Below are 21,243 nucleotides of genomic sequence, written 5' to 3'. Positions count from 1 at the left end.
GCGCGTCAGGAATAGGCATAGGGACCGCCCCGCTCCAGCGCGCGCTGATAGGCTGGGCGTGCGTGGATGCGCTCCAGCCAGCCGATCGTATTCGGGTGGTGCCTGCCCAGCCCGGCGCGGCTGCGCGCCGCCTCCAGCGGGAAGCTCATCATGATGTCGGCGGCGGTGAAGGTTTCGCCCGCAAACCACGGATGGTCGGCGAGCGAGGCCTCGACATAATCGAGATGGCGGTCGATCATCGGCTGGATGCGCCCGGCCACCCGCTTGCCGAGCAGCGGTATCCGCGAAAGGATCAGCTTGACCAGCAGCGGCGGCATCAGCGAGCCCTCGGCATAATGCAGCCAGAACCGATAGGCGAGCGCATCATCGCGACGTGACGGCGCGCCGAGCCGGCCGTCGGCGCGATCGACCAGATACTCGACGATCGCGCCGGTCTCCGCCACCACCCGCCGTCCCGGCGCTCCGGGCGTGGCGGTGTCCTCGATCACCGGCGACTTGCCGAGCGGGTGGACGCGTCGCAACTCGGGCGGCGCGAGCATCGTCACCTTGTCGCGCTCGTACCGCTTCACCTCATACGGCAGCTCGAGTTCCTCCAGCATCCACAGGATCCGCTGCGACCGGGAGTTTTCGAGGTGATGGACGATGATCGTCATGACGCTTCCTTCCCCGCACGCGCGGACACGATCCATATCGCGGCAGTGAACGTCACCGCGCCGTCCCGTATCCGTGGCGCCAGCATCGCCGCCAGTCGATTTTCCAGATCGGCGCGTACCGCCGGATCGGCCGCGGCCAGCGGCGCGGCGGCGGGGCCGATCCGGCGACAGAAGGACAGCGCATCGCCAACCGGGTCGTCGCCCGCGCCGATGACATAATCCACGTCGTGCGCCGCAAGCGTCACGTCGCGCCAGCCCGCCCGATCCAGCAAGGCGGTGATGAACGCCGGATCGGCCAGCGCGAACGGGCCCGGCGCATAGGCGGGCAGAGCCGGCAGCGGTGCCGGCATCGACGGCTGCGCATCGATCGCCTGATCGATCGTCGTTGCCCAGTCGTTCTCCGCACGGGCACGAAAGCAGGAGAAGATCAGCGGCGCGTCCACCCGCACCGCGTCGCGCATCGCACCGAACGCCGCCACCGGATCGGCGAAGAACATTACGCCATGCCGCGATACCAGCAGGTCGAGCGGCGCCAGCAACGGCAACGCCGCCACCGCATCACCGATCTGGAAGTCGCATCGCCCCGCCACCGCCCGTCTCCGCGCCACGTCGATCAACGACGAGGAGAGGTCGAGGCCGGTGATGCGCAATCCGGGTCGCACCACCGACAGCGACAGCGCCGTGCTGCCGGCCCCGCAGCCGACGTCGGCGGCATATCCATGGGATGGCGCAGCCCGGTCGATCGCCGCGTTCAGCGTCGCGGCGATGCCCGCGAACGCCCGCTCGGTACGCCGCCATTCGTCGGCCCAGACATCGCCGACCCGCGCCACCCAATCGGCCGCGCGGGTCACGACCGGCCCCCATTCACGACGTCGGCGTCGATCAGAGGTCGTCGTCCTCGCTCGGTCCCGCCATCATCCCGTCGGCGACCTGCTCGGTCCGGCCACGGATCGCCTTTTCCAGCCGATCCATCATCTCCGGATTTTCGCGCAGGAAGTTCTTGGCATTCTCGCGCCCCTGCCCGATCCGCACCGAATCGTAGGAGAACCACGCACCGGCCTTCTCGACCAGCCCGGCCTTCACGCCGATGTCCAGGATCTCGCCGATCTTCGAGATACCCTCGCCGTACATGATGTCGAACTCGACCTGCTTGAACGGCGGTGCGACCTTGTTCTTCACCACCTTCACGCGCGTCGCATTGCCGATCACCTCGTCACGATCCTTGATCGCGCCGGTACGACGGATGTCGAGACGCACCGACGCGTAGAATTTCAGCGCGTTGCCGCCCGTCGTCGTCTCCGGATTGCCGTACATCACGCCGATTTTCATGCGGAGCTGGTTGATGAAGATCACCATGCAGCGCGACCGGCTGATCGAGCCCGTCAGCTTGCGCAGGCTCTGCGACATCAGGCGCGCCTGAAGGCCGACGTGACTGTCGCCCATCTCGCCCTCGATCTCGGCACGCGGCACCAGCGCCGCCACCGAGTCGACCACCAGCACGTCGATCGCGTTCGAGCGGACGAGCGTGTCGGTGATCTCCAGCGCCTGCTCACCGGTGTCCGGCTGCGACACGATCAGTTCGTCGATGTTGACGCCCAGCTTCTTGGCATAGACCGGATCGAGCGCATGCTCGGCGTCGACGAAGGCGGCGGTCCCGCCGTTCTTCTGCGCCTCGGCGATGACATGGAGTGCCAGCGTCGTCTTGCCGGAGCTCTCGGGACCATAGACCTCGATCACGCGCCCGCGCGGCAGGCCACCGACGCCCAGCGCGATATCGAGCCCGAGCGAGCCGGTCGAGATCGCCTCGACCTGCATCGTCTCCTTCTGCCCCAGCTTCATCGCCGAGCCCTTGCCGAAGGCGCGGTCGATCTGCGCGAGGGCGGCGTCGAGCGCCTTCTGACGGTCTGCGTTTGCGGTTGCCATGCCGGTATCGATCACCTGAAGTTTGGCGGCCATTGCCGTGAAGCCTTTCGCTAGAGCAACCGCGCGTCCCGTTCAACGCGCCACACGGTTGTATTCACTTTGTTCCAGAAGAACAAGTGGTGAACTAGCCTTGAAAATCAAGACGTCAGCCGATCGTCGTCCGCATCTGCCACCATCCCGGCGCATCAGCGGCCACCGTCGCGGCGGCGGAGTCGCGCGCCGCCACATCCGCGAACAGCGCGAAGCACGTCGCCCCCGACCCCGACATGCGCGCCAGCACCACGCCATCGCATCCCGCCAGCACCGTCAGCACGTCGCGGATCACCGGCGCGACCGCCTCCGCCGGCGGCTGGAGATCGTTGCGCCCCGTCAACGCGCGGGCCAGCATATCGCCGTCGTCCGTCAACGGGCCGCGATCCATGCCGTCCCAGCCCGCGAACACCGCCGCCGTCGATACCGCGACCAGCGGGTTGACCAGCAGCGCCGGCATGTCGCCCAACCCACGGACCTCCACCAGTGCATCGCCGCGCCCGCTGCCGAAGGTCGGCCGTCCGAGCAGGCACGCCGGCACGTCCGCCCCCAGATGCGCCGCGATCGCCAGCAAGCGCTGGTCGTCGCCCGCAATGCCGTGCAACCGCGCCAGCAGGCGCAAGGTCGCCGCCGCGTCCGCCGACCCGCCACCGATCCCCGAAGCGACCGGCAGGTGTTTGTCGAGCGTGACGGCATGCGGCTGCGCGACGGAAAAGGCGGCCCGAAACGCGCGTTCGGCGCGGGTGACGAGATTGTCGCCATCCGGTCCGACCGCATCCGCGAACGGGCCGGTCACGCCGAACGACGCGGTCGCGGCGGGCGCGATCGCCACCGTGTCGCCGTCGCGCGCGAAGACGAACAGCGTTTCCAGCTCATGATAGCCGTCGGCGCGGCGCGCACGGACATGGAGCGCCAGGTTGAGCTTGGCCGGAGCGGTTTCGGTGAGCGTCATTCGGTCGGTCCACGGTCGATCTTGCCGGTCAGCCGGGCGATATCCGGCGCGGCGGCGGTTTCACGCGCGGCGGTCCAGGCATAACGCGCCTCGAAGCGCCGCCCGGCCTGCCAGTACAGGTCGCCCAGATGCTCGCCGATCTCGGCATTGGCCGGGTCGGCCATCGCGGCACGCTGGACCAGCGGCAGCGCACGGGCCGCCTGTCCGCGCAGGTACAGCGCCCAACCCAGCGAATCGGCGATCGCGGCATCGTCCGGCTTCAGCGCGGCGGCCTTCTCCAGCATCGCCTGCGCCGCCGCCATCCGCTCGCGATGGAGGATCAGCGCATAGCCAAGGTGATTGAGCGCCAGCGGTTCGTCCGGGCCCAGCGCGACCGCGCGTTCCAGCGCACCGCGCGCGGCAGGCCACTGCCCCGCGCCATCCAGCGCGGCGCCATATTGCAGCCAGTCGGCCCAGTCCCCGCGCTCACCCGCACGCTCCACCAGCCGCTTGTAGAGCGGCACCGCCCGTGCCGGCTGGTCGAGCTGCATGTACAGGTCGGCGAGCCGCTGCACATCGCCGTCCGGCGCGCCGGGCGCGACCGTCAGTCGCGCCAGCGCCGCCATCGCCGCCTCGTCACGCCCCGCCTCGGCCAGCATCTGCACGCGTCCGGTCGCCGCGATCGAGGCATAGGCGCTGTCCGCCGGGATCGCGTCGAGCACCGCCAGCCCCGCGTCGAGCGCATCGTCACGCGCCAGCACGCCGGAGAGCAACAATCGCGCCCGATCGTTGCCCGGATCCGCGCGCAACGCCGCTCGCAACAGAGTATAGGTGAGTGGTCCGGCATCGCCCGCCGCCAGATCGGCGGCGACGCGCGTGAACAGGTGCGCGGCGCCGAACGCCAGCGTCGGCTTCGCGGCGCGCCGGGGCTCGATCCGCAGCGCGCCTGCTCCCTCGGTCAGCAGCGCGCGCGCGGCGTCGCTTTTCCCCTGCCCGATCAGCAACCGCGCCGCCGCCACGCGCTCATCGAACGCGGCGAGATCGTCGCCTCCCAGCGCCCGCACCGCCGCCAGCCCCTCATCGACGCGCCCGGTGGCGACCAGCAGCAGCGCACGCGTCTCCGCCGCGAAGCGCCGCGCGACCGGCTCGTCGGGCACCGTCGCCAGCGCCGCGAAGGGATCACCGCCGGCGTCCAGCGCCAGCCAGCCGCGCAGCGGCGCGGCGAGGATACGCAGCCGGTCGCCATCGAGCCGCGCCAGCGCCGCCGTCGCCGCGGCGCGATCACCATCATGCGCTGCGCTGGCAAGCGCGAGCAGCGCGGCATCGGAGGGCAGCGCCTTCTGCGCGGCGAGCGCGGCGGCGGCGCGATCCGCCAATGCGTCGTCCCCGGCGCGCACCGCCTCGCGATAGCTGCGGAGCGCGAGCACCGTGTCGTTCGGCCGGTCGGCGAGGACGTGCGCATAGTCGCGCGCCGCATCGGCGACCGCGCCATCCGCCTCGGCGACGCGCGCCCGTGCATAGGCCGCGAGATCGCCCGGCGCGGCAAGCGCCGGAGCCGGGGCGATCAGCAGGGCGACGATGACGGGCGCGAGGCGGCGGGGGGGCGTGGCGCTGGCCTTTCGGGTAAGCAATTACTGGAACATCGGGGTAGAGGCGTGCGGCGGCAGGGTCCAGTGGCGAACGTTCCCGCGACGCGGGACACGGAAGGTCGATACGTCGTCGACGGTCCACGTGACGGCAAACCCTGCGATCGCAGCGACGAAGTTCGTCCCTCCGGCGAAGGTGGAGCCGATCGGTCCGGACGCAAAAGCGACGCCGGCTCGCGCGGCTTCGTGGATACCGGGGTGCGCCGGCACGTTCCCCCGCACCGCGAAGACGATGTTGGCGTCCAGCCGGCGTTCACCGCGCGATCGCCGGCGAGAGCGCGCCTCACATGTTCGGATAGTTCGGGCCGCCGCCGCCCTCCGGCACCACCCAGTTGATGTTCTGCGTCGGATCCTTGATGTCGCAGGTCTTGCAGTGGACGCAATTCTGCGCGTTGATGACGAACTTCGGGTCGCCCGTTTCCTCGCCGACGATCTCGTACACCCCCGCCGGGCAGTAGCGCTGCGCCGGTTCATCGTACATCGGCAGGTCGTATTCGACCGGCACGTCGGGATCCTTCAGCGTCAGATGGACCGGCTGGTCCTCCTCATGGTTGGTGTTCGACAGGAACACCGACGACAGGCGATCGAAGGTCAGCACGCCATCGGGCTTGGGATAGTCGATCTTCCTGACCAGATCCTTGCGCCACAACGTCTCATGATCGGGATGGTGATGCAGCGTGAACGGCATCTTCAGCCCCAGATATTCGGCCCACATCGTGATGCCCGCGAGGCCGGAGCCGAGCAGGTCGCCGAACTTCTTGACCAGCGGCACGACGTTCCGGACGATCGACAGCTCCTTCTTGACCCAGCTGGTCTCGAATGCCTCCGGATAAGCGGTCAGTTCGTCGCCGCTGCGCTGCTTCAGGATCGCGTCGACCGCCGCCTCGGCGGCGAGCATTCCGCTCTTCATCGCGGTATGCGTCCCCTTGATGCGCGGCACGTTGAGGAACCCGGCGCTGTCGCCGATCAGCGCGCCGCCGGGGAAGACCAGCTTCGGGATCGACTGCAACCCGCCGTCGCTGATCGCGCGCGCGCCATAGCTGACGCGCTTGCCGCCCTTCAGCAGCGCGGCGACCTGCGGATGGGTCTTCCACTTCTGCATCTCCTGGAACGGCGACACATAGGGGTTGGTATAGTTCAGCCACGTCACGAAGCCGATCGACACCTGCCCGCCGGCCTGGTGATAGATCCAGCCGCCGCCGTTCGCGCCATGCTCGCTGAGCGGCCAGCCCTGCGTGTGGATGACCTTGCCCGGCTCGTGCAGCGCGGGATCGATGTCCCACAATTCCTTGACGCCCAGGCCATAGACCTGCGGATCGCATTCGCGGCGCAGGTCGAAGATTCGCATCAACTCCTTCGACAGGTGCCCGCGACATCCCTCGGAGAAGAAAGTATATTTGGCATGGAGTTCGAGGCCCGGCTGATAATCGCCCTTGCGCGTGCCGTCGCGCGCCACGCCCATGTCGCCGGTCGCCACACCCTTCACGCTGCCGTCGTCGTTGAACAGGATCTCCGCCGCCGCGAAGCCGGGGAAGATCTCCACCCCCAGTTCCTCGGCCTTGCCCGCCAGCCAGCGGCACAGGTTTCCGAGCGAGCCGGTGTAGGTGCCCTTGTTGTGGAGGAACGGCGGCGTCCACAGGTGCGGCAGCGTTTTCCTGCCCGTCTTGGTCAGCACCCAGTGCAGGTTCTGCGTCACCGGCACCTCGGCCAGCGGACAGCCATCGGTGCGCCAGTCGGGCAGCAGTTCGTCAAGCGACTGCGGGTCGATCACCGCGCCCGACAGGATGTGCGCGCCGACTTCCGAGCCTTTTTCGAGCACGCAGACCGAAATGTCCGCCTCGTGGTAAGCGGCGATCTGTTTCAGACGGATCGCGGCCGACAGGCCGGCAGGGCCGGCGCCGACGATCACCACGTCATAGGGCATGGATTCGCGGTCGCTCACTTCGTCATCTCCTGCGCGGGCACCCGCACCGGGCGCTCGTCGTATCGTGCCAACGCTTTGTCGGGGACGGCGGTGCCAGCAAGTTGACCTTCGCGTCAACTGTCCATCCTACTGGCATCGATGGGTGCCGATCAGAATCTGGACTGGGCGAAGGCGGCGGCAAGCGCGCTCGACTGGTGGCATGACGCCGGAGTCGACGTCCTCGTCGGCGACGAGGGCTTCGATTGGCTGGAGAGCGCCGCGCGACAGGCGGCGTCTCGCGACGCCGCCCGCGCCGTCGCGCCCGCCGCCGCAACCTCACCCCTCACGCACGAGGCGCTTCCCGAAGACAGCGACGCCTTCGCCGCGTGGCGCATCGGCGAACTAGCGCCGGAAGCCCGTTGGGGCGGCGCCGCGATCGCCGCCTCTGGTCCCGCCGATGCCGAACTGCTGGTCTTCGTCGATTGTCCGGAGCGTGACGACCGCGAACTGTTGATGGAGGGGCGGGTCGGCCGGCTGTTCGACCGGATGCTCGCCGCGATCGGTCGCTCGCGGGCCGATACCGGGCTGGCGTCGGTATGCGTACGCCGCCCGACCACCGGCCGCGTCCCGCGCGAGATCGAGGCGCGCCTGGGCGAGATCGCCCGTCATCATGTCGCGCTCGCCGCGCCGCAGCGGCTGCTGGTGATGGGCGATGCGGCCAGCCGTGCGATCCTGGCGATGAGCGTCGCCGATGCGCGCGGGCGTTTTCACACACTTAACCATAAGAACGGCAAGATAACGCAGGTGGTGGCCAGCCATCACCCACGATTCCTGCTGGATCGCCCCGCCGCCAAGGTCGAGGCATGGAAGGACCTGTTGATGCTGACCGGGGAGGTCGAACGGTGATGCGGCGGTGGGCGACGGGCATGTTGGTCGCGGGGGTTGCGGCCGTTTCCGCTCCCGCGCTCGCGGCACCGATGGGCGCGGCGGCACCGCTGCCGGTGGTGGCGCCCCCGGCGCCCGCGCCGGTTGCCGAAAGCGCCGGCATTCCGCCGCAGCTGACCCCGGAACAGCGCAGCGGTTATCGGGCGGTTTTCGCCGCGATGCGCGATGGGCGCTGGAGCGACGCGCAGCTCACGCTCGATTCGATGGCTCCCGGCCCGCTCCACGCCTATGCGCGCGCCGAACTGTACACCGCCAAGGGCTCACCCAAGGCCGATGGCGCGGCGGTCGCGCGGCTACTGGCGGAGGCGCCGGAACTGCCGCAGAGCGAGGCGCTGGCGCGGATCGCGCGGGCACGTGGCCTGACCGACCTGCCGGCGCTGCCCGAGCAGCAGCGGCTGGTGTGGCAGGACGGTGCGCCGATCCGCGCGCGCGCCAAACCGACCGGCAGCGATCTGGTCGCCGCCGATCTGGCGGTGAAGATGCAGCCTTTCGTGAAGGCCGACATGGGTGCGGAGGCGCAGGCGCTGCTCGAATCCACCTCCGGCCTGTCGCCGGAGGCACAGACCGAATGGCAGGCGCGCATCGCCTGGATCTACTTCCTCCAGGGTCTCGACCGACAGGCGCGCGACCTGGGCGCGCGCGCGGCGGCGGGCAGTGGCGACTGGGCGGTGCACGGCCGCTGGACCGAGGCGCTGGCGGCGTGGCGGCAACAGGATTGCGGCACCACGCAAACCGCGTTCGAGACGGTCGCGGCGCGCGCCGCCGACACCGATCTGCGCGCCACCGCCCTGTTCTGGGCGGCGCGCGCCGACATGGCATGCGGCCGTCCCGATCGCGTCGAGGCGCGGCTGAAGACCGCCGCGCAATATGGCGAGACCTTCTACGGGCTGCTGGCGCGGCAGGCGCTGGGGTTGCCGATGCCCGCCATCCGGCCGCAGCGCGTCTCGACCGACTGGGCGCGGCTGGAACGCCGCCCCAACATTCGCGTCGCCGCCGCGCTCGCCGAAATCGGCGAGAACGAGGAAGCCGATCGCGTCGTCCGGCAACAGGCGCGGATCGGCAACCCCGGCGAGTTCACCAGTCTGGTGCGGATCAGCGAGACGCTGGACCTGCCCGCCACCACCGTCTGGCTGGCGCACAACATTCCGCAGGGCGTCGTCGCGACCGCCGACACGCGCTACCCGATGCCCAACTGGACGCCCGACACCGGCTGGCGGATCGACAAGGCGCTGGTATATGCGCACACGCTGCAGGAATCGGGTTTTCGCAACAAAGTGCGCAGCCCGGCGGGCGCGTTCGGCCTGATGCAGATCATGCCCGCCGCCGCGACCGATTACATGCGCGAACGCGGCGTTTCGATCGACCAGACCGCGCTCGCCCGTCCGTCGACCAACATCGACATCGGACAGCGCCATATCGAAAAGCTGCGCGACATGGGGCTGACGGGCGGACTGCTGCCCAAGGTGATCGCGGCCTACAATGCCGGGCCGAAGCCGGTCGGCGAGTGGAACGCGCTGGTCCACGACAATGGCGACCCGCTGCTGTATATCGAGAGCATTCCCTATTGGGAGACGCGCGGATATGTCGTGACGGTCCTGCGCAACTATTGGATGTACGAGGCGCAGGGCGGCAAGGCGAAGAGCCCGAGCCGTGCCGCGCTGGCGCAGGGCATGTGGCCTCGCTTTCCCGGTCTGCCGGGTGCGAGCGCGGTGCGGATAAAGCCGGCGCCGAACACCGCGCTGGCCGTCAACGCCAGCGTCGGGGTGCAGACGCCGGTACAGTCGAACTGATCGTCACACGGCGCGATAGACGATATCCTCCCGACCGTTCTGGCCGCGTGCCGCCTTCTCCTGCTGGCGCGCCGCGACGATCAGGGGATCGATCGTCGCGTCGACGGTGAAGTTCGCGCGCTCCGCTGCCTCGACGATCGACGGCAGCTTCTCGACGAACAGATACTGGAACTTGCGTAGCACCAACCCGGCCACCCCCAATATCTCTTCGGCATCGTTGCGACCCAGCGCGCGAAGGAGTTCGTCGATCTCCAGATTGGTGTTGCGAATGATCGGTCTCAGTTCGTGGATCAGGCGTCGCGCGGCGTCGCTCATCAGGGTCAGCTGGCCGTGGTCGAATAGCGCATGATCGTCGACGTAGCGCAGCTTCTCGACGTGACAGTCCAGCGGAATACCCTTCCGCGCCTCCATGCCCTCGATGATCTGCCGCAGGACCTGCCAGTTGCGCCGCGTATGGCGATGCCACTCGCATATCATGTCCACGACCACCGCGCGGGACTGGCGCCGCTGCCGCTCCCAACGACGAACCCCGGCCTGATGCGCGTCGCGGATCGCCGCCCGGCGCGCAAATTCCTGCTGTGCGGCCGGCAGAATACCAGCTGTCGGATCGACCATCGCCCTCTCCCTTCCGGCGGATAGCGTCGTCGCTGCGCATCGAAGCGCCAACGCCAAGTGGCGCCGAAACCGACGCAACGGGGCCCGATCACGAAAGTCCAAGGATCGACAGCGGGATAGATCGGTCCGAAACCGCGCGATCATCGTCCGGTGGACGCATCGCCGACCTGCCGCTACCCCTTCCGTCATGCCGATCGACACCAACCGCAGCTTCCTCCCCGTCCGCGTCGCGGTGCTCACCGTGTCGGACACGCGCGGGCTGGCAGAGGATCGGTCGGGCGACACGCTGGTCGCTCGACTTCAGGAAGCGGGCCACGTCCTGGCCGACCGGATGATCCTGCGCGACGATGTCGATGCGATCGTCGCGCAGCTTCACCGCTGGATCGATGACGGACAGATCGACTGCATCCTCACCACTGGCGGCACCGGCGTCACCGGGCGGGACGTGACGCCCGAGGCGGTCGAGCGCGTCGCGGACAAGATGATCCCCGGTTTCGGTGAGCTGTTCCGCTGGCTCAGCTATCAGACGATCGGCACCTCGACGATCCAGAGCCGCGCCTGCGCGTGCGTCGCGCGCGGCACGTACATCTTCGCGCTGCCCGGCTCGACCGGCGCCGTGAAGGATGCGTGGGACGGCATCCTCAAGGACCAGCTCGACAGCCGCCACCGTCCCTGCAATTTCGTCGAGCTGATGCCGCGCCTGCTGGAGCGCTGACAATCAGCCGGGCTGCGACACGGCCAGCTCGTGCCCGTCGACATCACGGAAGTGGAAGCGTCGCCCGCCGGGAAAGGCGAAGATCGGCACGGTGATCGTGCCCCCGGCACGGGTAACGGCGTCTTCCACCGTTTCCAGATCGTGCACCTCGATCACCGGCAGCGGCGCGGCGATCCGGTCGGGCGCGGCGTCGAGTCCGATGTCGGTATCGCCGCTCAGCGTCGCGGCATAGTCCGGCCCGAAATCGGTGAAGGTCCAGCCGAACGCTTGCGCGTAGAATTGCTTGGCAGCCGCCCGATCACGGGTCGGCAGTTCGAGATAATTCAGACGCGCCATATCGGTTCCTCTTGCCCGTTCTTGATTTGTTCTAGCGCGTCGTGTAACGTCGGGCAATGCCAATTCCCCGGCCCCATCGCGGCGCGACGCTGAACGCGGCCAGCGCGCGCTTCAACCTGCCGCAGTCCGAGGTCGACGGTGACTGGCTGGATGCGCGCGGAAGCATCGACGGCGCGCCATCCCCGCTGCGCACGACCGTGACGGTCGAACATCCACGCACGATCATCACCCGCAACGCCTCGCCGGACGTCCCATTCGATCGCTCGATCAATCCGTATCGTGGCTGCGAGCACGGCTGCATCTATTGTTTCGCGCGGCCAAGCCATGCGTTTCACGACCTGTCGCCGGGTCTGGATTTCGAGACGAAGCTGTTTGCCAAGCCCGATGCCGCCGCGTTGCTGCGGGCGGAACTCGGCAAGCCGGGCTATGCCGTCGCGCCGATCGCGATGGGGACGAACACCGATCCCTATCAGCCGATCGAGCGCGAATGGCGGGTGACGCGCGGGGTGATCGAGGTGCTGGCCGCGTGCGATCATCCGCTGGTCATCACCACCAAGTCCGATCGCGTGGTGCGCGATCTCGACCTGCTGGCACCGATGGCGGCCAGGGGATTGGTGGCGGTGGCGATGTCGGTCACGTCGCTCGATCCGCGAATCGCGATGACCCTGGAGCCGCGCGCGACCACGCCCGAGCGACGGCTGGCGGCGGTGCGCGCCCTGACCGACGCCGGCGTGCCGACCTATGTCAACATGGCGCCGGTGATCCCGGCGATCACCGATAACGAAGTCGAAGCGATCGTCGCGCGCGCGGCGGCGGCCGGCGCCCTGGGCGTGTCGTACATTCCGGTGCGGCTGCCATGGGAGGTCGCGCCGCTCTTTCGCGCATGGCTTGACGAACATTATCCCGAACGGGCCGCCAAGGTGATGGCGATCATTCAGAGCCTGCGCGGCGGCAAGGACAACGATTCCCGCTTCGGATTGCGGATGAAGGGTCAGGGGCCGTGGGCGGAACTGCTGAAGACCCGCTTCCGGATCGCGCGCACCAAAGCGGGATTCCCGGACCGGCGGCGCACGCTCGACCTGCGGTGCGACCTGTTCCGTAGGCCGGCGGGCGCGCAGGGGGAGTTGTTCTGAGACAGGCGTGGCGCAGACAAGGAGCGGGCGAACGGGATCGGCAGCGGCGCGGCGATCGTTCTGCTGGCCTTTGCGGTCTGATCCATCCCACCTGAAGAGTCGTCATCCCGCCGAACGCTGGGATCTCCCGCTAGTCGCGCGGAGCATAAACCGCTGGCGCGCCCAAGCTGTCCCAGACAGATGTGTCGAACCGTGACAGTCCTACACGGCCCGATCGTGTCGTCACGCTTTCGTGTGACGGACCCGTTGACGCAGCGATGCCGAGATGCGGACCGCGCACTCCCGCCGCAGAGCGCCGACGACGCGCTTACCCAAGGGGCTGCGGGCGGCACCCCCTTGACGCGAGAGTCATCCTACCGACCGCAGCCGCGTTTCCTCGATCTCGAATTCGACCTTCGTCACCCCCGGCAGCGCCTCGATCCGCTCGGCCAGTTCCGCGTCCAGCGCGAAGTCGCGGGCGAGGATGACGGTCGCCACCTCCCCCTCGCCGGTCGGCACCTTCAGCGTCACCTTGCCGCGCGCGCCGCGCAACGGACCGATCAGCGCCGCCAACGCCTGGACCGCCGCGACGTTCGCGACGTGAATTTCCAGCGCGAAGCGGGTCGATGTCGCCAGCGTTTCGAACGGCTTGATCGACTTCACCGTGACGCGCGGCGTTTCCTCGCCGGGGCGACGATCCAGCTCGACGGTGGCAAGGCCGCAACCGCCATTCTTGGCGGCTTCCTCCAGATCGGCGGCGGGACCGTCGTCGAAACAGGTCGCCATGAACTGACCCGTCGCATCCGACAGGGTCGCCATCATGTAGCGCTTGCCGCGCGCCGACGTCCGCCAGCGCGCGTCCTCGACCAGCACCGCCATCGTCGCCATCACCCGCGCGCCGTCCGCGATCTGCAGGTCGCCCAGCGTCACATAGGTGCGCGCGCCATGCGTCCTGGCGAGGTGGCGGTAACGATCGACCGGGTGCGCGGAGAAATAGAAACCGAACGCCTCCTTCTCCTGCTCCATCCGCTCGGCCAGCGACCAGCGCGCGCCGGCGGGCAGCTTGATATCGTCGCCCGCGCCCGCATCGTCGCCGAACAGCCCGCCCTGCCCGCTGGTCCGCCCCTCGTGCGTGCGGACCGCGATCGCGACCAGCGTCTCGACGACGGCATGGACGCCCGCGCGGTTCGGCTCCAGCGCGTCGAATGCGCCGCCGGCCGCCAGCGTCTCCAATTGCCGCTTGTTGAGCAGGCGTGGATCGACGCGCGCGGCGAGATCGTCGAGGCTCCGGAACGGCCCGGCCTTGGCTCGCTCCTCGCAGAGCTTCTCCATCGCCCCCTCACCGACCGATTTCAGCGCGGCGAGCGCGTAGCGGACGGCGGCCTGCCCCTCGTCGTTCAGCTCGACATCGAACTCCGCGACGCTGCCGTTGATGCATGGCGGCAGCAACGGGATGCCCAGCCGCCGCGCATCGTCGACGAAGATCGCCAGCTTGTCGGTTAGATGCAGGTCGTAACACATCGACGCGGCAAAGAATTCCGCCGGGTGATGCGCCTTCAACCACGCGGTCTGGTACGCCAGCAAGGCATAGGCCGCCGCGTGGCTCTTGTTGAAACCATAGCCGGCGAACTTGTCGATCAAGTCGAACAACTGGTTCGCGTACGGCGCCGGGATCTGATTATGCTCGGCGCAGCCCTTGACGAAGGTGGCGCGCTGCGCGTCCATCTCCGCCTTGATCTTCTTGCCCATCGCGCGGCGCAACAGGTCCGCGCCGCCGAGCGAATAGCCCGCCAGCACCTGCGCGGCCTGCATCACCTGTTCCTGATAGACGAAGATGCCGTAGGTTTCGGCGAGGATCGGCTCCAGCAACGGGTGCGGATAGGTGATCTCCTCCGTCCCCTGCTTACGCCGCCCGAACGACGGAATGTTGTCCATCGGACCGGGGCGATACAGCGAGACGAGCGCGACGATGTCGCCGAAATTGGTCGGGCGGACGGCGGACAGCGTGCGGCGCATCCCCTCCGATTCCAGCTGGAACACGCCGACCGTGTCGCCGCGCTGGAGCAATTTGTAGACGCCCTCGTCGTCCCATGGCAGCGCGTCGAGATCGACATGGATGTCGCGCTTCTTCAGAAGTTCGATCGCTTTCTTGAGCACCGACAGCGTCTTCAGGCCCAGGAAGTCGAACTTTACCAGCCCGGCGCCCTCGACATATTTCATGTCGAACTGCGTGACCGGCATGTCGGAGCGCGGATCGCGGTAGAGCGGCACCAGCTTCGCCAGCGGCCGGTCGCCGATCACCACGCCCGCCGCGTGGGTCGAGGAGTGGCGCGGCAACCCCTCCAGCTTGGTCGCCAGATCCCACAGATGCCGGACCTGATTGTCGTTGGAATATTCCTTGGCGATCTCCGGCACGCCGTTCAGCGCGCGCTTCAGGTCCCAGGGATCGGTCGGGTGGTTGGGCACCAGCTTGGCGAGCCGGTCGATCTGGCCATAGCTCATCTGAAGCACGCGCCCGGTATCCTTCAACACCGCGCGCGCCTTCAGCTTACCGAAGGTGATGATCTGCGCGACCTGATCGCGGCCGTATTTCTCCTGGACGTAGCGGATGACCTCGCCACGTCGGGTTTCGCAGAAGTCGATGTCGAAGTCGGGCATCGACACGCGTTCCGGGTTCAGGAAGCGCTCGAACAGCAGGCCCAGCTTGATCGGGTCGAGATCGGTGATCGTCAGCGCCCAGGCGACGACCGAGCCCGCGCCCGAACCACGGCCCGGCCCCACCGGAATGTCGTGATCCTTCGCCCATTTGATGAAGTCGGCGACGATCAGGAAATAGCCGGGGAAGCCCATCTGGATGATGACGTCGACCTCGAACGCCAGCCGCTTGCGATACGTCTCGCGCCAGTCGGGGTCGCCCTCGGGCTGCGCGCCCAGCTCCTCGATCCGGTCGAGCCGCGCCTCCAGCCCGGCGGCGGCGTCGTTGCGCAGCATCGCCGCCTCGCCCTCACGATCGCCCGCCAGGCTGGGGAGGATCGGCTTGCGCTTCGGCGCGGCCACGGCGCAGCGCTGCGCGACGACCAGCGTGTTCGCCAGCGCCTCGGGCAGATCATGGAACAGCGCGGCCATGTCGATCGCCGGCTTCATCCACGCATGGCCGCAGCTACGCGGGCGATCCTCGCTCTCGACATAGCTGGACGAGGCGATGCACAGCATCGCGTCATGCGCGTCGCCGAAATCGGCTTCCTCGAAACAGCACGGATTGGTCGCGACGATCGGCCAGTTCCGGTCATAGGCGAGATCGAGCAGCAGCGGCTCGGCCTTGTCCTCGATCGCATCGTCGCGGCGGCACACCTCGACATACAGACGATCGCCGAAGATCGCGTGCAGCCGGTCGGCATAGGCCACGGCGCGATCGGGCTGATCCTCGGCGAACAGCCGGGCCACCCCGCCCTCCCCGCCGGCGGTCAGCGCGATCAGCCCCGCCGAATGCCGCTCCAGCATGTCGAACCCGACATGCGGCGCGAGTTCGAGCGGACGGTCGAGGTGAGCGCGGCTGACCAGCGCACAGAGATTGTCGTAGCCCTCGCTATTCTGCGCGTAGAGTGCGATCCAGTCGATCGCCGCCGCCACGCCATCGGGCATATCGGGACGCGCGATCCCCAGCATCGTGCCGATCACCGGCTGCACGCCCGCGCCCATCGCCGCATCGGAAAACGCCATCGCGGCATACAGGCCGTTGCGGTCGGTCAAGGCCGCGGCGGGGAAGCCCAGTTTCGCCGCACGCTTGGCGATCGCCTTCGGCTCGATCGCGCCGTCAAGCATGGTGTAGCTGGAAAAGATGCGGAGCGGCACGAACCCGGAATGCGGCATCGGCGCAACCTAGGCGCACTGACCCGATTCGACCATCCCCGGAACCGCGTCCACGAGCGTCCGTTCGCTGATCCACGAAAGGAGTGACGGTGATGAGCGATTTTCGGACCGACATCGGCAGGGTGGCGGAAACCTTCGGATCGCCGCGCACGGCCATCGGCAACGGCTGGGGCTGGATCATGGCATACGGCGTCGTGTCGATACTTGTCGGGCTGGCCGCGTTCATCTGGCCGTTCGCCGCCACCTACGCCGCCACCTTGGTCATCGGAGCGCTGCTGTTCGTTTCCGGCGTCTTCTCGATCGCCGCCGGCCTGTTCGGGCGCGGGCACGAAGGCCGGTTCTACGCGGTCGCCTTCGGCGTGCTGACGGTCATCGTCGGCGCGGTCATGGTCTTCGAGCCCGTGACGGGCGCGCTCTCGCTGACATTGCTGGTGACGGTGTGGCTGCTGATGCGCGGCCTGCTGGAGATCGTGCTGGGCTTCCGGATGCGGCGCCGGCGCGGCTGGATGATCGCGCTGGGTGCGATCAACATCCTGCTGGCGGCATTCATCCTGGCGACGGTGCCGTGGTCGGCGCTGACCCTGCCGGGCTTCATTCTGGGCGTCAGCTTCATGATGGGCGGCGCGACCGCGATCGCGACGGCCAGCGACCATCGCAAGGGCGCGGAGGCATTCGGGGCGATCGCCTAAGTCGGGGGGCGGTTACGCCGCCCCCCTCTCATTTCCGCGAAGGCGGGGATCCGGATGCGCAGATGGTTGCGAGACTCACCGACGCCACGTGCTTGGCATTGCCGCGTGAACAAGACATCGGAGAGAGCCTCCGCCGTGCTCCCGCGCACGCGGAGGCCTGAGTAAGGCAAGATGAGGGCTATAGCGTGTGCCACTCGCACAAGCATGGCACGGTTTCTCGCAAGGACGCCGTAGCGGGAATGACGGTGTGGTGGCTACGAGCGAAGCGCAACAGGCGTCTTCGCCATCGCGACCAGCAACAGCGCAAGGATCGCAAGGATCAGCCCTAAGACGAAGCCAAGCACGACACGATCCCCGAACATCCGCTAAAACAGCGCCTCGATATCCGTCGCCAATTCCTCGGGCTTGGTCGTCGGCGCATAGCGGCGCACCACCCTGCCCTGCCGATCGACCAGGAACTTCGTGAAGTTCCACTTCACCGCCTTCGTACCCAACACGCCGGGCGCCGCCTGCTTCAGCCGCTCGAACAACGGATCGGCATTCGCGCCGTTGACGTCGATCTTCGCGAAAACCGGGAACGTCACGTCGTAGGTCAGCGAACAGAAGCTGGCGATCTCCGCCGCGTCGCCGGGCTCCTGCGCGCCGAATTGGTTGCACGGGAAGCCCAGCACCGCGAAGCCGCACTCGGCATACCGGCGATGGAGCGCCTCCAGTCCCTCATATTGCGGAGTGAAACCGCATTTCGACGCGGTGTTGACGATCAGCAGCACCTGCCCCCGCCAGCGGTCGAGCGGCACCTGCCGCCCATCGGCACCGGTCACGGTCAGATCGTCGATCATCGCGGTCGCTCCAGCAGATAGTCGAGGTTGCGGCGCACCTGCGGCCATTCGTGCGCCAGGATCGAATAGACGACGCTGTCGCGCACCTCGCCCTCGCCGGTGATCATGTGGCCACGCAGGACGCCATCCATCCGCGCGCCCAGCCGCTCGATCGCCGCCCGCGACGCGCGATTGTGCCAGTTGGTGCGCAACTGCACGCATTGGCAGCCGAGCGTATCGAAGGCGTGGGTGAGCAGCAGGCGCTTCGCGTCCGTGTTCACGCCCGTGCGCTGGACGCGCGTGGCATAGAGTGTGCCGCCGATCTCGACACGGGCGTGCGCCACGTTCATCCGCATGAAACGTGTCGTGCCGCTGATGCGGCCCTCCGCGTCGAGCACCGTGAACGGCAAGGCCCGCCCCGCGGCCTGCTGCGTCTCGATCGCGTCATACCAGCCATCGATCGTCGATTCGGTCGGCACGACGGTGGCGAACAGTCGCTCCAGCCCCGCGAAGGCCGACACGAGCCCCGCGCGATCGGCGCGGTCCAGCGGGCGCAGCGTGACGTGCCGCCCGCTCAGGATCGGCACTGTCCGCCACGCGTCGCCGTTCATCCCGCGATCTCCAGCTGGCCCTCGTGCAGCCGCACCACGCGGTCCATCCGCGCGGCCAGCCGCTCGTTATGCGTCGCCACCAGCGCCGCCGACCCCTCGCCGCGCACCAGCCGCAGGAACTCCGCCAGCACGCGGTCGGCGGTATGTTCGTCGAGGTTGCCGGTCGGCTCGTCCGCCAGCACCAGCGCCGGGCGATTGGCGAGCGCGCGGGCGACCGCCACGCGCTGCTGCTCGCCGCCCGACAAGGCGGAGGGCCGATGCGTCAGGCGGTGCCCGACGCCGAGCGCGGTCAACAGCGCGGTCGCGCGCTCCTCGGCCGGCGCCCGCTCGCTGCCGTGGATCAGTTGCGGCAGGACGACATTCTCGATCGCGTTGAAGTCGGGCAGAAGGTGGTGGAACTGATAGACGAACCCCAGCCGGTCGCGGCGGAGCGCGGTGCGCCCCGCCGCATCCAGCTTCGACGCCTCCGTCCCGGCGATGCGGATCGACCCAGAAAAGCCACCCTCCAGCAATCCGACCGCCTGCAGCAAGGTCGACTTGCCGGAGCCGGAGGGGCCGAGCAGCGCGACGATCTCACCCGGCTGCACCGCCAGATCGACGCCGCGCAGGACGTGGATCGTCGCCTCGCCCTGCGTGAAGCTGCGCGCCAGCGCGGTGGTCCGAAGAACGGCGTCACTCATAACGCAACACCTCGACCGGATCGGTATTGGCGGCCTTCAACGCCGGATAGACCGTCGCGAGGAAGGTCATCAGCAGCGTGATGAGGACGATCGCGGTCACCTCGAACGGATCGACCTTCGACGGCAGTTCGGTCAGGTACCGGATCGAGGGATCCCACAGATTCTGCCCCGTCACCAGCTGGACGAAATTGACCACCGACTGGCGGAAGAACAGGAACACCGCGCCCAGTGCCAGCCCCGCGAACGTGCCGAGCACGCCGATCGCGGTGCCGACCGTCATGAAGATGCGCAGCATCGCCCCCCGGCTCGCCCCCATCGTGCGCAGGATTGCGATATCGCGGGTCTTCGACCGCACCAGCATGATGAGCGAACTGGCGATGTTGAACGCCGCGACCAGGATGATGATGCACAGCACGACGAACATCGCGACCCGCTCGACCGCCAGCGCGTCGAACAGCTCGGCGTTCAGCCGCCGCCAGTCGCTGACCACCGCATAGCCCTGTACTGCGCGCGCGAGGGGCGCCAGAATCGGGCCGACCTTATCCGCGTCGGTGGTCTGCAACTCGATCATGCCGACCGAATCGCCCGACAGCAGCAGCGTCTGCGCATCCTGCAACGGCATGATGACATAGGCCTTGTCGTAATCGTATACGCCGACCTCGAAGATGGCGGTGACGGTGTAGATCACGCTGCGCGGCACCGTGCCGAACGGAGTGGAGCGGCCGAGTGGGCTGATGATCGTGATCTGCGACCCGATCGTCGCGCCGAGTTGTTCGGCGAGGCGTGCGCCGATCGCTACATTCCCGCTGCCCGGCGTCAGCGTCGACAGGCTGCCGACCACCACCTTCGTCCGGATCGTCGGGTTGGTGCGGATATCCTCGGGCCGCATCCCGCGCAGCAGGATACCCTCGGCCCGGCCGTTGTACGTGGCGAACAGCGGCTGCTCGATCATCGGCACCGCGCTGGTCACGCCCGGCGTCGCCTTGGCCAGCGCCACGACCTTCTGCCAGTCGGGCAGGCGACCGTTATACCCCTGGACCACGGCATGACCGTTCAGCCCGACGATCTTGTCGAACAGCTCGGCGCGGAAGCCGTTCATGACGCTCATGACGATCACCAGCGCGGCGACGCCCAGCATCACCGCGCCCAGCGAGAAGCCCGCCACCAGCACGATGAAGCGTTCACCCTTGCCCGGCAGCAGATACCGCCGCGCGATCATGCTCTCATAGCGCGACAGCAACATGATCGTGCCTGTAGGGAGCCGCCTGCGGTTTCGCAACGGGTGCTGTTGCGGATTCGACACAGAGCGGCCGCAATCGGTTTAGCTGGCGTTCATTTTCATCGACAGCCCGCACCATCCGCCGCATAGCTGCGGGCACTGGCACACAGGCAAATGGCCGTGGTTCGGGGAACGCCGCCAAGCCCCGCTTTTCCCTACGGAAAGGCGTGCGGGCGGGTGGCTGGATAGGGGGCTGACGAGCGATCGTCACGCAGGCGCCCGGGTCGTGTAAACGGCCCGGGCGTTTGCCGTTCGGTCTTAGTCCCGCGCGGCGCGTCATCAGCGTCGCGCGCTACGCGGAAGGGCTTTCCGACCACCCCCCGGACGGTTGCCGGAATTCCGCCAATCCCGGTTTCCCTGCCCGGTGCTGTACGTCACCCCCGGCGAAGGCCGGGTCCATCTTTCCGCGAAGGCCGGAACTTGGGGATCTCCTGAACCACGGAGTCCGGCTCTACGGAGGGACGGTCCCCAAGGTTCAACGTCGACCAGGGTTGATGCTGGTGTTCGCGTTCGACGACATACCCCGGCGTGCGCCGGGGTGATGCGCTGTTCAGAACCCGAACCCGACCGTCAGCCCATAGGTGCGCGGATCGCCGACATTGCCCGCGACCATCACGTTATCCGGCACTTACACACATCTGAAGATGCCGACGACGAGGAGAATATAGGTAACAGTACAGAGACATATAACAAAGAA

18 protein-coding genes are annotated in these 21,243 nt (G+C 68.0%); 5 read left to right on the top strand and 13 right to left on the bottom strand.

Features of this window, described 5'->3' with window-relative positions:
• Positions 1-5 precede the first annotated feature (5 nt).
• The 6 genes from NS334_RS01325 to NS334_RS01295 all read right to left on the bottom strand — a co-directional run bounded on the left by NS334_RS01325 (position 6) and on the right by NS334_RS01295 (position 7,125).
• Positions 6-653: a glutathione S-transferase family protein gene (locus NS334_RS01325; protein ID WP_058754180.1), complete on the bottom strand. Its 648-nt coding sequence runs from the start codon at positions 651-653 to the stop codon at positions 6-8.
• Positions 650-1,504, bottom strand: a complete 855-nt coding sequence (locus tag NS334_RS01320; RefSeq protein ID WP_058754179.1) for a class I SAM-dependent methyltransferase — start codon at positions 1,502-1,504, stop codon at positions 650-652. Before NS334_RS01320 ends, NS334_RS01325 begins: the two co-directional genes overlap by 4 nt.
• Positions 1,505-1,535: 31 nt before the next feature.
• On the bottom strand, positions 1,536-2,609 hold the full coding sequence (gene recA, locus NS334_RS01315) for a recombinase RecA (RefSeq protein ID WP_058754178.1): 1,074 nt from the start codon (positions 2,607-2,609) through the stop codon (positions 1,536-1,538).
• Positions 2,610-2,721: 112 nt separating this feature from the next.
• A complete protein-coding gene (locus tag NS334_RS01310) occupies positions 2,722-3,558 on the bottom strand; it encodes a 4-(cytidine 5'-diphospho)-2-C-methyl-D-erythritol kinase (RefSeq protein ID WP_058754177.1) in 837 nt (278 codons plus the stop codon).
• Entirely contained in the window at positions 3,555-5,168 is a 1,614-nt protein-coding gene (locus tag NS334_RS01305; RefSeq protein ID WP_241491767.1) for a tetratricopeptide repeat protein, read from the bottom strand. Before NS334_RS01305 ends, NS334_RS01310 begins: the two co-directional genes overlap by 4 nt.
• A 298-nt stretch (positions 5,169-5,466) precedes the next feature.
• The gene (locus NS334_RS01295) at positions 5,467-7,125 is read right to left on the bottom strand and encodes an electron transfer flavoprotein-ubiquinone oxidoreductase (protein ID WP_058754175.1); all 1,659 of its coding nucleotides are present in this window, start codon (positions 7,123-7,125) and stop codon (positions 5,467-5,469) included.
• A gap of 120 nt (positions 7,126-7,245) precedes the next feature.
• Between NS334_RS01295 and NS334_RS01290 the strand changes: the two genes are divergently transcribed.
• A complete protein-coding gene (locus NS334_RS01290; RefSeq protein ID WP_058754174.1) occupies positions 7,246-7,992 on the top strand; it encodes a uracil-DNA glycosylase family protein in 747 nt (248 codons plus the stop codon).
• Positions 7,992-9,821, top strand: a complete 1,830-nt coding sequence (locus tag NS334_RS01285; RefSeq protein ID WP_083500176.1) for a lytic transglycosylase domain-containing protein — start codon at positions 7,992-7,994, stop codon at positions 9,819-9,821. The genes NS334_RS01290 and NS334_RS01285 overlap by 1 nt, the downstream gene beginning before the upstream one ends.
• Positions 9,822-9,824: 3 nt before the next feature.
• Here NS334_RS01285 and NS334_RS01280 read toward each other — a convergent pair whose 3' ends face one another.
• Positions 9,825-10,436 carry a hypothetical protein gene (locus NS334_RS01280; RefSeq protein ID WP_058754173.1) on the bottom strand — a complete coding sequence of 204 codons (612 nt, stop codon included), beginning with the start codon at positions 10,434-10,436 and terminating at the stop codon, positions 9,825-9,827.
• Between the two features lie 187 nt (positions 10,437-10,623).
• Between NS334_RS01280 and moaB the strand changes: the two genes are divergently transcribed.
• Complete coding sequence (gene moaB / locus NS334_RS01275) at positions 10,624-11,151, top strand: molybdenum cofactor biosynthesis protein B (protein WP_058754172.1); 528 nt, start codon at positions 10,624-10,626, stop codon at positions 11,149-11,151.
• 3 nt (positions 11,152-11,154) lie between these two features.
• Here the strand turns inward: moaB and NS334_RS01270 are convergent, their stop codons facing one another.
• Complete coding sequence (locus NS334_RS01270) at positions 11,155-11,487, bottom strand: VOC family protein (protein ID WP_058754171.1); 333 nt, start codon at positions 11,485-11,487, stop codon at positions 11,155-11,157.
• Positions 11,488-11,543: 56 nt separating this feature from the next.
• On the opposite strand from NS334_RS01270, the gene NS334_RS01265 reads away from it, so the two are divergent.
• Positions 11,544-12,620, top strand: coding sequence for a PA0069 family radical SAM protein (locus NS334_RS01265; protein ID WP_058754170.1), 1,077 nt, complete (start codon positions 11,544-11,546; stop codon positions 12,618-12,620).
• 348 nt (positions 12,621-12,968) lie between these two features.
• Here NS334_RS01265 and dnaE read toward each other — a convergent pair whose 3' ends face one another.
• Positions 12,969-16,469 carry a DNA polymerase III subunit alpha gene (gene dnaE / locus NS334_RS01260; protein WP_058754169.1) on the bottom strand — a complete coding sequence of 1,167 codons (3,501 nt, stop codon included), beginning with the start codon at positions 16,467-16,469 and terminating at the stop codon, positions 12,969-12,971.
• A gap of 92 nt (positions 16,470-16,561) precedes the next feature.
• Between dnaE and NS334_RS01255 the strand changes: the two genes are divergently transcribed.
• The gene (locus NS334_RS01255; RefSeq protein WP_058754168.1) at positions 16,562-17,158 is read left to right on the top strand and encodes an HdeD family acid-resistance protein; all 597 of its coding nucleotides are present in this window, start codon (positions 16,562-16,564) and stop codon (positions 17,156-17,158) included.
• 365 nt (positions 17,159-17,523) lie between these two features.
• Here NS334_RS01255 and NS334_RS01250 read toward each other — a convergent pair whose 3' ends face one another.
• From NS334_RS01250 to NS334_RS01235, 4 genes are read right to left on the bottom strand one after another with little or no spacing between them, the layout of a single operon-like run.
• On the bottom strand, positions 17,524-17,997 hold the full coding sequence (locus tag NS334_RS01250) for a glutathione peroxidase (protein ID WP_058754167.1): 474 nt from the start codon (positions 17,995-17,997) through the stop codon (positions 17,524-17,526).
• Positions 17,994-18,587 carry a GNAT family N-acetyltransferase gene (locus tag NS334_RS01245; protein ID WP_058754166.1) on the bottom strand — a complete coding sequence of 198 codons (594 nt, stop codon included), beginning with the start codon at positions 18,585-18,587 and terminating at the stop codon, positions 17,994-17,996. Before NS334_RS01245 ends, NS334_RS01250 begins: the two co-directional genes overlap by 4 nt.
• Positions 18,584-19,267, bottom strand: a complete 684-nt coding sequence (locus tag NS334_RS01240) for an ABC transporter ATP-binding protein (protein WP_058754165.1) — start codon at positions 19,265-19,267, stop codon at positions 18,584-18,586. Before NS334_RS01240 ends, NS334_RS01245 begins: the two co-directional genes overlap by 4 nt.
• Complete coding sequence (locus NS334_RS01235) at positions 19,260-20,510, bottom strand: lipoprotein-releasing ABC transporter permease subunit (protein ID WP_058754164.1); 1,251 nt, start codon at positions 20,508-20,510, stop codon at positions 19,260-19,262. The genes NS334_RS01240 and NS334_RS01235 overlap by 8 nt, the downstream gene beginning before the upstream one ends.
• Positions 20,511-21,243 lie beyond the last annotated feature (733 nt).

This window comes from Sphingomonas endophytica (assembly GCF_001476895.1).
Lineage (GTDB): Bacteria > Pseudomonadota > Alphaproteobacteria > Sphingomonadales > Sphingomonadaceae > Sphingomonas > Sphingomonas endophytica_A.
The sequence above is the reverse complement of the archived record's forward strand: the minus strand, read 5'-3'. Positions and strand labels throughout refer to the sequence as shown.

Excerpts from the sequence above, each read along its gene's own strand:
- NS334_RS01325 (WP_058754180.1), bottom strand. The coding sequence starts at position 653 with ATGACGATCATCGTCCATCACCTCGAAAACTCCCGGTCGCAGCGGATC.
- recA (WP_058754178.1), bottom strand. The coding sequence starts at position 2,609 with ATGGCCGCCAAACTTCAGGTGATCGATACCGGCATGGCAACCGCAAAC.
- NS334_RS01310 (WP_058754177.1), bottom strand. The coding sequence starts at position 3,558 with ATGACGCTCACCGAAACCGCTCCGGCCAAGCTCAACCTGGCGCTCCAT.
- NS334_RS01290 (WP_058754174.1), top strand. The coding sequence starts at position 7,246 with ATGGGTGCCGATCAGAATCTGGACTGGGCGAAGGCGGCGGCAAGCGCG.
- NS334_RS01285 (WP_083500176.1), top strand. The coding sequence starts at position 7,992 with ATGCGGCGGTGGGCGACGGGCATGTTGGTCGCGGGGGTTGCGGCCGTT.
- NS334_RS01280 (WP_058754173.1), bottom strand. The coding sequence starts at position 10,436 with ATGGTCGATCCGACAGCTGGTATTCTGCCGGCCGCACAGCAGGAATTT.
- moaB (WP_058754172.1), top strand. The coding sequence starts at position 10,624 with ATGCCGATCGACACCAACCGCAGCTTCCTCCCCGTCCGCGTCGCGGTG.
- NS334_RS01270 (WP_058754171.1), bottom strand. The coding sequence starts at position 11,487 with ATGGCGCGTCTGAATTATCTCGAACTGCCGACCCGTGATCGGGCGGCT.
- NS334_RS01265 (WP_058754170.1), top strand. The coding sequence starts at position 11,544 with ATGCCAATTCCCCGGCCCCATCGCGGCGCGACGCTGAACGCGGCCAGC.
- dnaE (WP_058754169.1), bottom strand. The coding sequence starts at position 16,469 with ATGCCGCATTCCGGGTTCGTGCCGCTCCGCATCTTTTCCAGCTACACC.
- NS334_RS01255 (WP_058754168.1), top strand. The coding sequence starts at position 16,562 with ATGAGCGATTTTCGGACCGACATCGGCAGGGTGGCGGAAACCTTCGGA.
- NS334_RS01250 (WP_058754167.1), bottom strand. The coding sequence starts at position 17,997 with ATGATCGACGATCTGACCGTGACCGGTGCCGATGGGCGGCAGGTGCCG.
- NS334_RS01245 (WP_058754166.1), bottom strand. The coding sequence starts at position 18,587 with ATGAACGGCGACGCGTGGCGGACAGTGCCGATCCTGAGCGGGCGGCAC.
- NS334_RS01240 (WP_058754165.1), bottom strand. The coding sequence starts at position 19,267 with ATGAGTGACGCCGTTCTTCGGACCACCGCGCTGGCGCGCAGCTTCACG.
- NS334_RS01235 (WP_058754164.1), bottom strand. The coding sequence starts at position 20,510 with ATGTTGCTGTCGCGCTATGAGAGCATGATCGCGCGGCGGTATCTGCTG.